Source organism: Roseburia sp. 1XD42-69 (assembly GCF_003612565.1).
GTDB lineage: Bacteria > Bacillota > Clostridia > Lachnospirales > Lachnospiraceae > Roseburia_B.
This window is the reverse complement of sequence record NZ_RAZG01000074.1, coordinates 1-12907: the sequence shown is the minus strand read 5'-3', so window position 1 is coordinate 12907 and position 12907 is coordinate 1. Positions and strand designations below refer to the sequence as shown.

General features: G+C 43.7%; 11 protein-coding genes and 3 pseudogenes. All 14 read left to right on the top strand.

Features of this window, described 5'->3' with window-relative positions:
* Positions 1-149 precede the first annotated feature (149 nt).
* Positions 150-266 (top strand): annotated as a pseudogene (locus D7Y06_RS28675) (helix-turn-helix domain-containing protein); the annotation flags it as partial.
* Positions 267-317: 51 nt separating this feature from the next.
* Positions 318-659, top strand: coding sequence for a GntR family transcriptional regulator (locus D7Y06_RS20955; protein ID WP_120409576.1), 342 nt, complete (start codon positions 318-320; stop codon positions 657-659).
* A gap of 393 nt (positions 660-1052) precedes the next feature.
* The gene (locus tag D7Y06_RS20940) at positions 1053-1211 is read left to right on the top strand and encodes a hypothetical protein (RefSeq protein WP_330566556.1); all 159 of its coding nucleotides are present in this window, start codon (positions 1053-1055) and stop codon (positions 1209-1211) included.
* A gap of 610 nt (positions 1212-1821) precedes the next feature.
* Positions 1822-4284: an ABC transporter permease gene (locus D7Y06_RS20935; protein WP_120409574.1), complete on the top strand. Its 2463-nt coding sequence runs from the start codon at positions 1822-1824 to the stop codon at positions 4282-4284.
* A 148-nt stretch (positions 4285-4432) separates the two neighbouring features.
* Positions 4433-5110 (top strand): ABC transporter ATP-binding protein, encoded by a 678-nt coding sequence (locus tag D7Y06_RS20930; protein WP_120409573.1) that lies wholly within the window; start codon positions 4433-4435, stop codon positions 5108-5110.
* Between the two features lie 120 nt (positions 5111-5230).
* Positions 5231-5911 carry a response regulator transcription factor gene (locus D7Y06_RS20925; RefSeq protein WP_120409572.1) on the top strand — a complete coding sequence of 227 codons (681 nt, stop codon included), beginning with the start codon at positions 5231-5233 and terminating at the stop codon, positions 5909-5911.
* A 38-nt stretch (positions 5912-5949) separates the two neighbouring features.
* Positions 5950-6957, top strand: coding sequence for a sensor histidine kinase (locus D7Y06_RS20920; RefSeq protein WP_120409571.1), 1008 nt, complete (start codon positions 5950-5952; stop codon positions 6955-6957).
* Between the two features lie 96 nt (positions 6958-7053).
* On the top strand, positions 7054-7719 hold the full coding sequence (locus D7Y06_RS20915; protein ID WP_120409570.1) for an ABC transporter ATP-binding protein: 666 nt from the start codon (positions 7054-7056) through the stop codon (positions 7717-7719).
* A gap of 13 nt (positions 7720-7732) precedes the next feature.
* Positions 7733-10150, top strand: coding sequence for an ABC transporter permease (locus D7Y06_RS20910; RefSeq protein ID WP_120409569.1), 2418 nt, complete (start codon positions 7733-7735; stop codon positions 10148-10150).
* Positions 10151-10346: 196 nt separating this feature from the next.
* Positions 10347-10571 carry a PcfJ domain-containing protein gene (locus D7Y06_RS28415; RefSeq protein ID WP_120409568.1) on the top strand — a complete coding sequence of 75 codons (225 nt, stop codon included), beginning with the start codon at positions 10347-10349 and terminating at the stop codon, positions 10569-10571.
* A complete protein-coding gene (locus tag D7Y06_RS20900; protein WP_334295007.1) occupies positions 10523-11449 on the top strand; it encodes an Rpn family recombination-promoting nuclease/putative transposase in 927 nt (308 codons plus the stop codon). The genes D7Y06_RS28415 and D7Y06_RS20900 overlap by 49 nt, the downstream gene beginning before the upstream one ends.
* 294 nt (positions 11450-11743) lie before the next feature.
* Positions 11744-11938, top strand: a pseudogene (locus D7Y06_RS20895) (single-stranded DNA-binding protein); the annotation flags it as partial.
* Positions 11937-12269, top strand: a complete 333-nt coding sequence (locus D7Y06_RS20890) for a hypothetical protein (protein ID WP_147415732.1) — start codon at positions 11937-11939, stop codon at positions 12267-12269. The pseudogene D7Y06_RS20895 and the gene D7Y06_RS20890, both read left to right, overlap by 2 nt.
* Positions 12270-12313: 44 nt before the next feature.
* Positions 12314-12442 (top strand): annotated as a pseudogene (locus tag D7Y06_RS20885) (relaxase/mobilization nuclease domain-containing protein); the annotation flags it as partial.
* Positions 12443-12907 lie beyond the last annotated feature (465 nt).

Below are 12907 nucleotides of genomic sequence, written 5' to 3'. Positions count from 1 at the left end.
TTTACTGAGGACACAGCTTCAAGCAGCATAGCATAGGAATTAAGATAACTGAATAACTGCCAGTATTGAATTTTCAAGGTGCATAGGCTAAATCTATGTGCGAAGTTTGAGTAAATTACATATTTCGGAAGTGTTAAAAAAAAAAACGAGCGAAAAAAGGAAAATCGCAAGAGAAACTTGCAGAGTATTGTGGTGTTTCAAAATCAACAATATCTAAATGGAACAAGGAACATCCCGCCCAAGCATTTACCAGTTTCCCCAAATAGCGGATTTTTATAATATCACAATCCAAAAGCTATTAACAGGAAGAGAAAAAGATGAATAAAAGATACAAGTATCAGGAAATCGCAGAACGGATTAAAATGGACATTTTTGTAAATTATCAAGCACCAAATAAGTCGATACCGAGCATAAGGGAATATGCGGAAGGTAATCAGGGAAATCCCCATACAGTAGCTTGTGCTTTAAGGTTGTTGATGGAAAAGGGTATTATTTATGCCAACAAAAGAAAAGGTTATTGTGTTGCTATTGATATTAAAGATGTAAGGAAAAAATTAGTGGATGAAGCTAAGAAAGAGTTGCTATGTAAATTGTCCCAATTGGGATATAAAAAAGAAGAAATTGCTATGCTCATTAGGCATTTTTTAGAGGATTATTAGAACATAAAGAAATCATTATTGGAATTTGAAATAGGCAATACAAGCCCGCCATATAAAAAAACGGTGTTTTGGTGGGCTGATTTGCTATACCCGAAAAGACTTAACAGACACTCTCCAGACCTGTTTTGAAGTTTGGAGGGATTTTTTATGTCCTTTTTTCGGGCAGTTATCCATCTGCTCATGCAACGCTACTTCTCACCATGAAACCAGAAGTAGAATCTCCGCTTAACAGAATATGTATTTCCTATAACCGTAGAGGTCACAGAGCCTTTGCGTTTTTTTGTCGTTTTTTATCAGATTGTGCCGCAGGGCTATATCTGGCATTCATTGCCGCTCCCCACCCTCTCCATCTGAATTTCAGCATTTCAAAAATTCAGATGGGAGGTACTTACGGTGAAATACGCACCAAGAAAAGTATATATCAAAGAGAATGGCGACTATGTGGAGCTGTCCTATAAGGATTTCTGCCGCCGCAGGGAATCCGACCAGAGTTATCAACGATCAGATTTCCGATATGAAAAAGAGGCTTTCCTCTATCGTGAGGGAATATAAATTTGATTCCGTGCAGGCTTTTTATAAAGAATTGAAAGCAGCCAGGAGAGAGTATCTTGATTATTAGGCGGAGCGTTCAAAGTATGAGAAAACCTACGGGGAAAAAGCGGCGGATTCCATGAGCGTCAGGGACAGGCTTAGGCAGAAAGAGCAGATGCTAAAAGAAAGGGAAACTGTCAGGGTGCATCAGGCAAGGCGGAAAGATAAGGGGGCGAGGTAAAGAACTTTCTTAAAAGCCCGCCTTGCAGAAAAAGGTGCAGGCGGCAGGACAGGGGCATGAAGAAAACAAAAATAAGCAGAGGGATATGTACACGGCAGTTCCCAGTTCTTTGTATCGGCTATGTGCCGCCTGACAAGGTTTTAATTTGTATAGGGAAACAGTAAGAAAAGAATATTTTTTACAATGTCAGGTCACTGCTAACAGGTGCTCAGATATAAGTTCTAATTTGCTGTTTTCGCAGGCAGGATAATGCAAAAGCTAAAATTACTTGGACATTTCTGCCTCTGTGATATTGATAAGATTTCTGCAACATTTCCTTGTTATAATGAAAATAGTAGTATTTAGTTGGGTTGATACCGAAATAAAATAGTAGAGGATAGGAGAGAGGTCATGGTAAGTGTATTAAGAAAAATACCGATCAGAAAAGCAGTTCGGGAAAAGGGGAAAAGTTTGTGCGTGGCTGCAGCGGTGTTTTTTACGACGGTGCTGTTTGTCATGGTGTTTTCTACATTATTCTTTGTCATGGATGCGGCGGAGGAGATGATGAAAGCGTCATCGCCCATGTTGTCGGATGCGATGCTGAGCGTGACGGAGGAGGAGTATGAGCGGATCTGTGCAAACCCGCGGGTGGCGGAGACGAGTACGGGCATCATAGTTGCCAGGATGCGGGAACCTTCCGGTGCAGGAATAATACCACTTTACGATGCCGAGGAGCAGATGGCGCGATGGATGAGGTATTATCCCGTAGAGGGACGGATGCCTGAGAGAGGCAATGAGATCGTGGTATCCGATCAATATTTGCGGGAACGGGGGCTCACGTACAGGGAGGATCTGCCAATCAATCTGACGTTTACTTACCTTGACGAGAAGGAGTACACGGAAACGTTTACCGTAGTGGGAGTATATAAGAGAGCCTTGCAGCCTTATCATGCGATCCTGGTGTCGGACGATTTTTACGGGAAAGTGTGTGCGTATTGGGAACAGTGCGGGCTGGATCCGAGAGAGGAGGCAGATCGGCAGGCAGGCGTGATGTTCTCCTCGCACGGAAATGTCAGGAGATTGGCATCCATGCTGGTCATGGAGGAGGAGATCGATTTGGAGGAAGGTGAGATCTATATAAATGATATTTCCCTGCTTAGCAGTCTGGATTTCAGTACATGGGCGGCTCTTTTGGCGTTGGTTCTTCTGGTCATGTGGCTGGGGTATCTGTTTATCTCCAATATCTTTCATCTCTCCGTGACCGGTGACGCCAGATTCTTCGGGAAACTTTCTACTAACGGGATTACGAAAAAAGAGATTAAGAAGCTGATTCGCAGGCAGAACAATATTCTGTTTCTGGCAGCCGTCGTTCCGGCGCTGCTCGTGGGATATCTCTTTTCCGCGGCTGTTCTGCCGGGCATATTGAGCGCCTTCATGACGATACAGGCTGGAGGAAGCGGTAATGGCTGGATTTTTGTTCTGGCATTTGCGTTTTCCTATCTGACAGTGAGGGTCAGTGAGCGAAAGCCCATGAAGCTTGCTAAGAATGCTTCTCCCGTAGAAATGAAAAGATATATAGGCGGATTCAGGAGGGTGAAGACCGTAGATGACGGGGACTGCCTGAAAAAGTTTGTGGTGAGGCATTTTCAGAGCGATAAGATCAAGGTGTTAAAGGTATGTGTCTCCATTGCCGTGAGCATTTTGCTTGCCAATATCTTTTATGCGGTGACGGCGGGCTTTGATGTAGAGTCGTATGTAGCGGGAGATTTGGATGCGGATTATATTTTTGCTAAAGAGTCTGTGTTTACGAACCCGAGCCTAAATCCCGTCTCCTATGAACGGATCGCACGAGAGGAGATAGCAGGGTGTCGGGGACTTCCCGGAGTGGAGGCGGCGGGCGGAGCAAGCAGATCCCATATCTGTCTTCTTCCAACGCAGGAGGAGTGGGATGCCTTTGAGGAAATTTGGGGAGAGGGTGCTTATAGTGATCCCGGTAAGATGTGGACAGGTGCGTATGGACTGGATGCTATGCTGCTGCAAAAGCTTCAGCCTATCAGTGGAACGATCGATCCCGATCAGTTCCAGACAGGAAAGTATATATTGCTGGACCCGATTCTGAGTGATGATAATAAAGAGAATGTGGCATGTTATCAGCCCGGAGATGAGGTGACAGTCCCGTTTGCAAGCGGTGAAGTGGGAACCTATACGGTAATGGCGATCGTGGAGGAACTGCCGGAATCCATGAGATTTCCGGGAAGATATTACGCAAGCAATGTTTATCTTCCTATGTCGGAGTGGCAGGATAAGGAACAGCAGGACGATTATTACCTATATGCCTTCGATGTGAAGGAAACATTTCACGGGGAATGGGATGAGGCGATAGAGAAGATTATAGGAGATCAGAGCAGCGGTCTCGCCTGCCGGTCGGCAAAATCGTTGGCGGAACAGGCGGGGAGATACATAAACGGGTTAAAGCTGGCCGGCTTTGTCCTGAGTGCGATCCTGCTGGCTATGGGTGTTTTGAATTTCATCAACTGTATGGTGGAGAGCGTTTATAGCAGGAGCAGGGAGCTTGCGATTCTGGAGAGCATGGGGATCGGGCAGCGGGAGATTGAGAAGAATCTGGCGAAGGAAGGGATGCTGTATATAGCAGGCGGGTTCGTTCCGGGCTGTCTTCTGGCGGTCTTCGGGGTTTATGCGATAATCAATATGGTTCTGCAGGAGTCTTATATCGCATATCACTTTTATCCGCACATTTATCTGCTCTTTGCTGTACTGGGCAGCGTTGTGGCGGTTTTGGTGCCGCTTGCCGCATACCGGCAGATGGATCGGAAGGAGAAGTTCTTATATAGGATACGATCCTGTAGAGAGTAAAGAATTCAGCGTATCTAAGGCATCAAGGGACGCCGTCTAAGTTGTTGCATGTTTGGGAGAATGCTCAGGGTACAAGCATTCTCTGCGCAGATTTGAGATTCCGCTACGCGGAATCATGGCAGTTAATGTGTGAATAGGAGGATTGAACATGGAGAGAGAGATTGTAGTAGATATCAAAGATGTGAGCAAAGAGTATGAAAGTCAATCCGGCAAAGTTCCGGTGCTTAAAAATGTCAGTATCAGTATCAATAAAGGGGAATTTGTGGGAATCGTAGGGGATTCTGGCAGTGGGAAGACCACGCTTTTGAATCTGATCGGAGGAATGGATTGTGTCAGCAGCGGATCGATCACGGTCGCCGGGGATGTGATATCCGACTATGACGATAAACAGCGGACCATATACCGGAGAAAGCATGTAGGGTTCATCTTTCAGGACTATAATCTGATCAACGAACTGACGGTATATGAGAATATCATTCTGCCGTTCCAGCTAAAGAAAAAAGAATGCAAGGAAGAACTGATTGACAAATTTCTGGCTAAGCTGAAGCTGGAGGAGAAGAAAAATGCATTCCCCATGCAGTTGTCAGGAGGGGAGCAGCAGAGGGCGGCGATCTTGAGGGCGCTTCTCAGCGAACCGGATATTATTCTGGCGGATGAGCCGACAGGAAATCTGGACAGCAAGAATACGCAGATGGTGGTGGGGCTTCTGCGTTACTTTTCCGAACATATGGGGAAGACGATTCTTTTTGTTACACATAATATGGCGTTGACCAGCAGGTGCAGCTGCGTGATTACGGTGATGGATGGAAAAGTCGTGAAAGGTTGAATAAGGCAAAAAGAGTTTGAGCAATATTTAGTGAAATTGTGTGTGTTGTGGTAAAATATCTGCATTGAACAATGAAACAAATCGACATTGTCGGAGGAGTATTGAAGGGTAGAGATTACTGTGAAAAAAATATTGTTAGTGGAAGACGACCGGATTTTAAGTGAAACACTGATTCGACATTTGAATCAAAACGGGTATCATGCCACATTTGCATATACAAAGGAAGATGCTGTGATGAAGATAAGAAATTTGAAGTTTGACCTTATTTTGCTGGATGTTACACTGCCTGACGGTAATGGTTTTGCTGTCTGTGAAGAAATCAGGCAGATTTCAACAGATACCAGAATCATTTTCCTTACGGCAAAGGATCTGGAAAGCGATATTTTAAAAGGCTACAACATGGGAGCTGATGATTATGTGACCAAGCCTTTTTCCCTCCCTGTTTTGCTGAAAAAGATAGCGGCTGTCACAAGCCGGATGGAAAAGGATGTCTCCGGGCTGATTTATTCCGATTCCTATCTACAGGTTGATTTTGCAGCTTTAACTGCTTATGCTGCGGGCGAACCGATAGAATTTACGCCTTTGGAATTTAAGTTTCTGGAACTGTTGGTAAAAAATTCCGGACGTATAATCACAAGGGAGCAAATTCTGGACGTAGTATGGGACAAGCGTGGGAATTATGTGGAGGAATCATCTCTTAACAGCATGGTCAGCCGGATAAGGGGGAAAATTGATTCTGCGGATCACCGATATATTAAGACGGTATATGGCACAGGCTATATGTGGATTGCAGACGAATAAGTCAGTGATAGCATTTGCAATAAGGAGGAGGGGATAAATTGAAGGACAAAAAGTATTTTATAGCTGTTAAAATTCTGTTTTACGGGATTCTGATTATAAACCTGCTGCTTATTTTTATTTCGGTTAATAGAAGCAGTATGGCTGTCCTTATCTCGTCACAGTTTACCTTTATTGTGTTTATTTGTATAGCTTGGGTTTTAATAAAAAGGGTATTTTCTGTTTTTTTTACAAACCTGTTTGTCATGATGGATAAGATGATGAACAGGGAAGGTGTTCCAAATTTTGATCATATTGATGGTACCTATATGTCACAGATATATCATCAGCTGAACCGCTTATATGATGTTTTACAGATGCAGCAGAGTTCGATAGAACAGGAAAAAAGTAAAGTGCAGTCCTTTGTTTCTGATATTTCACATCAGCTAAAGACGCCTCTCACTAATTTGCATCTTTTGCAGGAAGCATTAAAACAGTCGGGCATTTCGCCAGAGGAATATCAGGACTGTCTGGAAAAACAGGGGAAGCAGCTGGACAAAATAGACTTTTTAATTCGGGCATTATTAAAAACATCGCAGCTTGAAAATGGATTGATTCAGATACAGCCAAGGGAGGCCTCCATTAGCCAGACGATACTATCAGCGTTGGAGGGGATACTTGTGCCTGCAGAAAAGAAGGAGATAGAGGTGTATTATGACAATTCCACGGACTATACTGTCCTGCATGATCCGAAATGGACAAGTGAAGCATTATTTAATGTAATGGAAAATGCTATTAAATATACACCGCAAAATGGAAAACTCAATATACTGCTTAGCAGGACAGAAAAATATGTAAAGATTTCAATCAAAGATACTGGTATAGGAATCCCGCCTGCTGACCTGTCCAATATTTTTATAAGATTTTGGCGTGGGAATACAAATATATTGGAGGGAAACGGTATTGGCCTGTATCTGTGCAAACAGATTATTACCCTTCAACATGGCTATATCTTAGTGAATTCTATTGTTAATACTGGAAGTGAATTTGAGATATATATTCCTTTGTAATTCTATTAAGATTTCTGCAATAATTCCTTTTTATAATGAAAATAACAAAGTTGTCCAAACTGATGGGGAAATAAAAACAGTAGGAGGCAGTTCATTATGCACATTTTACAAATAAAAAACTTGAAAAAATACTATGGGGAAGAGCCTAATATCATTCGTGCAGTGGATGATGTAGATTTATCCGTCAATAAGGGGGAATTTGTCGCCATAGTCGGCAATTCTGGTTCGGGAAAATCTACGTTATTACATATGATCGGTGGGCTGGATGTGCCGACTGCTGGTTCGGTGGTTGTCCGTGGGAAGGAACTTTCCCGGATGAAAGACGAGGAACTTAGCATTTTCCGTAGGCGTAATATTGGGTTTGTCTTTCAGAATTATAATTTGGTTCCGATCTTAAATGTGTACGAGAATATTGTTTTGCCAGTGGGATTGGATGGCGCCGCAGTAGACCAGAATTTTATGGATGAAGTGGTTCATGTGCTGGGGCTGGAAGAAAAATTGAAAAGCATGCCGAACAATCTTTCCGGCGGACAGCAGCAGCGTGTGGCGATTGCGAGGGCATTGATTACGAAACCGGCGATCGTCCTTGCCGATGAGCCGACCGGCAATCTTGACAGCAAGAGCAGTGCTGACGTACTGGGGCTCCTAAAACTGAGCGGCGAAAAATTTTGCCAGACCATAATTATGATCACCCATGACCGGGACATTGCGCTTCTTGCGGACCGCATCGTCAGGCTCCAAGACGGCAGGATTATAGGATAAGGAGGGGAGTGCAGTGGTATCATTATTTATGGCAAGTACAAATAAAATCATTAACCGGCTGGCAGACAGTAGCATCCGTGCCGACAGGCGCCGCAATGTTTTTATTATGACGACAATTGCGTTAGCTTCCTGTCTGATTATGGTGCTTGCCCTTCTTGTCTATGGCGGAACTTATCAGATCAACCAATTTTACCGAGGACGTTTTCAGGCGGTAGTGTCCATTGCGGAACCGGAGCAGATTGCTGCCCTGACGGAAGATGAAAACATAGAACGGGCAGGCTTAACGCTCGCAATGCGTTTCAAGTCTTTGCAGACGGGGAAGGAAAGGTTGAATGTCACATACTATGATGAGACGGCGTTTCGGATGTCTTCCTTTGAATTGATACAGGGGCGGCTGCCAGAGGCGGAAACAGAGATTGCCATTCCGTCTTCTTATCTGGAAAAGAAGGGGATAGAAGCGGTGCTTGGACAGACAATATCCCTTGATCTGGGGCAGAATGTGCCGTCGGTATATACAGTCTGTGGGCTGATCAGGGATGAGGGTGCAGACAATACATATGAAGTCCTGGTCTCGCAGGCACTGTTGAAATCTTATTTTTCCGGTGTAAAGATTCCTTATGCGGTGATGATAAGGATGGCCGGGAGCGAGGATATGGAGGCGGATGAATTAAAACAGGATATTCTTGTCTGTATGGGAAAATATGGTTTCGATGAAGCGGATATCAGATTTAGTTCTTCTTACTTTATTACCTATGAAAACGTGTCCACTGATAGGGCAACCACGCTTGGAATCGGCATTTTAATCATGATTGCATGTTCAGTGGTTATCTACAGCCTGTTTTACATCTCTGTCACTGGAAAAGTGAAAGAGTATGGCCGTCTGCGCGTGGTCGGTATTACACAGAAACAGATGAAGCGCTTGCTACAGAAGGAAAGCAGGAAGATGTCATTATTCTCTATTCCTTTAGGGATTGTCTGCGGCTGTATTATCGGATATCTGCTTCTACCCGGCGGATGGTACTGGTCAAACACGGTAAAATTTGCGGTTCTTACTGCTTTTGTCATGGTGATCACCGTCCGGCTGTCCATACACAGACCTGTGCGGATTGCAATGTCGGTTTCCCCGGTGGAAGCGGCTAGGATAACAACGGTGGATGCGGTAAAACCTGATGACACAAAAAAGTTGACAAAGCGGCTGACACCCCGTTCTCTTGCCAAAATCAATTTTTTCCGCAACAGGAAACGGACCGTCCTGACCTTATTTTCTCTTGGATTTACAGGAATTTTACTCATGTGTGCCGCTGCCGTTATGCAGTCTGTCAATCCGGAGGCTATGGCACACCGGAATCTGAAAGAACGTGAATTTATAGTGTATCTGTCGCCTGAGGAGGATATGCTTACCTCGTGGGTTTCCATATACGATCGTCTGCAGCAGAACAACCCGTTAAGTCAGGATTTTATTGTAAAACTGACGGAAGAAGTGCAGCTTCGGGATTTAGAGTCCGTACAGAGCTGTCAGGCGAATCTGTTCTTTCCTGGTAATGATGACGTGGATTACGATAACACTTGGGAGATAGTGGGACTTTCCAGAGAGTATCTTGAGAGCCATCAGGACGCCCTGCTTAGTGGTACTCTGGATTATGACGAGCTGGTGGAAAATCAAGGGATCATCATTGATGATGACGGTGATATGTTAAAAACACATGAGCATTATGAAGCGATAGTGGGAGACAGTGTGCAGATTGAGAACGATGAGGGGAAAAAGGTTTCCTTTCAGGTAATGGCGACTGCCCACTGGGAGGACAGACTTTATGGGGGGTGCTTTATTTTCGTGCCGGAGGATTTGCTCCCTGCTATCAAAGCCGGCACGACCAATTTTAGTTCTCTGCTGGCATTCAATTCCGATCTGGAGGATATTTCTCAGGCGGATGATATCATATATGAGATATGCGGCGAAAATCCGGATCTGGAGGTTGGGAGTATCGTTGAAGCCTCTGCAGCTTATGAGCATGACTTAAAGGAATATATGAAAAGAATCTATGCAATTGTGGCATTTATCGGTATTTTCGCCCTGATCAATTTGAGCAACACGCTTATGACAGGTTTTGTAGCCAGACAGCAGGAATTAGGAATGCTCCGCTCCATCGGGCTGTCTAATAAACAATTGGCAGAAATGTTACGGTTGGAAGCGTTTCACTATGTATTGGTGACTATGGTCATTACGCTGACGGTCGGAACTGCAGCAGGATATCTTTTTTGCCGAATATTCAACCGGGTGGGCGTATTTGGGGAAATGCAGTATACGTTTCCGTTGCTGCCTATACTTGCTTTTTTTGCGGCGCTTGCGGTGATTGCTTTGGGGTATTCGGTGTTGGCTGTACGTTACTGTGAAAAGAGGACGCTTTCTGAGTATGTGAAAGAAATGGCATAATCTGGATGTTGTCTTGGTAGATAAAGAAATCAGGAAGTAGGAAGAAAACCAATAAAGAACAAACGATAAAAGGGAACCAAACAGGAACACTTCACGTTCTGTCTGGTTCCCCTGTTACATATCAGTGCGGGGAGGCGGTTGTCAGTGGAAAGAACGTAAAAAAGTTTACAAACACACTTGACAATCCGTCTCTGAAATCACGGGCGGCAGGGGCATTGTAGCCGAGGAGGAATGCATCATATTATTCCTGCGGAGATGCACCAATGAATGCAAACCGTTTTACACAATCGAAGTGCGCAGGCAGGAAGTCGTGCAAGTACGGGGTGCAGGAAATTGTGGCATGACGCCGGAAGTCGAGGCGTTTGTCACGGCATGGAAGCAGAGGGCGCTATGCGCCCCACTTCCGGCTGCGGCTGCATAAATCTGTCAAATACAAAACAACCCTTTATCCGGCTGTGCGGATATGTTATAATCAAACCAAAGAAAGGCGGAAACAGAATGGAAAAAACTTTTGAGAAACTGCAGATAAAGGACGATTTCATGTTTAGTATTATCATGAGAAATCCGAAGTTTTGCAAGCCCTTTTTGGAACTGGTGCTTGGCATAAAAATATCCCGCATTGAATATCCGAAATCGCAGGAGACAATAGATATTTCCGCAGATGCAAAAAGTGTGCGTCTGGATATTTATGTGGAGGATGGCAAAGGGACTGTGTACAATATTGAAATGCAGACCACGGGGAATAGAAACATTCCCAAGCGAACAAGATACTATCAGGGCATGATAGATTTGAATATTTTGGAAAAAGGGCACAATTACAAAGATTTGAAACGCAGTTTTATTATTTTTGTCTGTACCTTTGATTTGTTTGGTGAGGGGAGGCACATCTATACCTTTGAAAACCGCTGCATCCAAAATTTAGAGTTAGGGCTTGGAGATGATACAACGAAGATTATTCTAAATACCAAGGGCACAATGGATGATGTTACCCCGGAAATGAAAAAACTGCTTGATTTTATCGACGGCAAAGAGCCGGGTGATGACTTTACCAGAGAGTTGGATAAGGCGGTACAGTCTGTCAGAAAGAATGAGAAGTGGAGGTTGGATTATATGACGTTGCAGATGCATTATCAGGAAAAATATGAACAGGGTATTGAGCAGGGTATTGAAAAGGAAAAAATGGAATCAGCAATGAGAATGATAGAAGATGGAGGCCTGCCATTGGAAAAAGTCGCAGCGTATTCCGGGCTTACTTTGGAACAAGTGCTTGAATTAGAAAAGCGGTTGCAGCTGGCATAATGCCTGCTGTCTAACCCCATTGAATTTCCAATGCTTAAAACAGCTGTCCTACAGGTTTTTGCCTATACAGGGCAGCTATTTTAAATTCCAAAAACAATAACACTATCCCGTCAATATCAAAATTCTTTGCAATTCAAATCCGTATATCCATAACGCTGTCTCTTTACGGCAATCCATTTGCAACAAAAATCATAAAGCGCTGCCGCTCCGGGTGTAATTTCGAGAAAACAGCCTAGACAGACTGAAAAACACGATACCGTTTCTAATGGCATTCAAAAAAAAGGAGAAAAGCATATGAATAAAATCATTTTAATCGGAAGACTCACCTGCGATGTTGAGATGCGTTACGGTACAAATAACAACAATACGGCCATTGCCAGATACACTCTTGCCGTAAACCGCCCGTACAAACAGAACGGCGGACAGGAGGCTGATTTCCTGCCGTGTATCGCGTTCGGAAAGACAGCGGAGTTTGCGGAGAAATACCTTGCCAATAGTCATGTGTAACCACACATGGAAAGAAAACTGGGCAGTCATCGAAAAAGAATACGACGAAAACGATGCGCCATTTTACTTCTGCTACTGTGATAACTTCCAATCCGAAGACGAATATAAACAGCATTTATTCGAAATATCAACCCCAATTGGCATCACAAACCCTTCCGCCGAAGCAAGAGAAATGGGTATACACGGAACAAAAGCAGACTCACTCGTTGACTCACACACCGTCGGTGACAAAACAAACATCAAACTGACAACAAAATATATCGAATCCAAGATATGTACGAAATGCGGTCTGAAAATGACCGTTCCATGGTAAAACACAAACAGGGAACATACTGGGGATAGTATGTTCCCTGTATTATAGAGCAAGCACTGGATAAGGGCAACAATTTAGCCTTTCATCTGATACAGTCCTTTGAGCCGGGGGAAGTGGATTATCAGAAAGCCCATGAAATCGGAAAGCAGCTTGCCGACGCGGTAACAAAGGGGTAGCATGAATATGTACTCACGACGCACATTGACAAAGCCGGATAGCCGCGCCCGCTTTATCAAAGAGCAGATGGTTCAATGTTTTTATTAAACTGAAAATACGTTACTGCAAAATACAAGACATATATCCCAAGAAAACTAACGAATGAAATACCAAAATATAATATCCATTCTGTGTGGATTCCTGTGTATATCACAAATTGCCGTCCTACATACAATATAAATACCGCACTGATAATAACCGAAAGGATAACCGGGCATAAGTAGTATAAAAACCAATGTTAACAACTTAGTAGTGGTATGACATTACAACAGGATTAAGCCATTGAACCAACAATAATAGATGATAGGAATGATAAAAATACACTAAAAAAGGGCGGACTTCCCCCTTGGTGCTATCAGCTGTTTTTTCATATAGTGGTTATATTGTAGAATGTAAAGAAGTTGGCATCACCACCTTTCTTA

Bases quoted from the DNA above. Each gene is read 5' to 3' on its own strand.
- D7Y06_RS20935 (WP_120409574.1), top strand. From the start codon at position 1,822: ATGGTAAGTGTATTAAGAAAAATACCGATCAGAAAAGCAGTTCGGGAA.
- D7Y06_RS20955 (WP_120409576.1), top strand. From the start codon at position 318: ATGAATAAAAGATACAAGTATCAGGAAATCGCAGAACGGATTAAAATG.
- D7Y06_RS20930 (WP_120409573.1), top strand. From the start codon at position 4,433: ATGGAGAGAGAGATTGTAGTAGATATCAAAGATGTGAGCAAAGAGTAT.
- D7Y06_RS20900 (WP_334295007.1), top strand. From the start codon at position 10,523: ATGGAAGCAGAGGGCGCTATGCGCCCCACTTCCGGCTGCGGCTGCATA.
- D7Y06_RS20915 (WP_120409570.1), top strand. From the start codon at position 7,054: ATGCACATTTTACAAATAAAAAACTTGAAAAAATACTATGGGGAAGAG.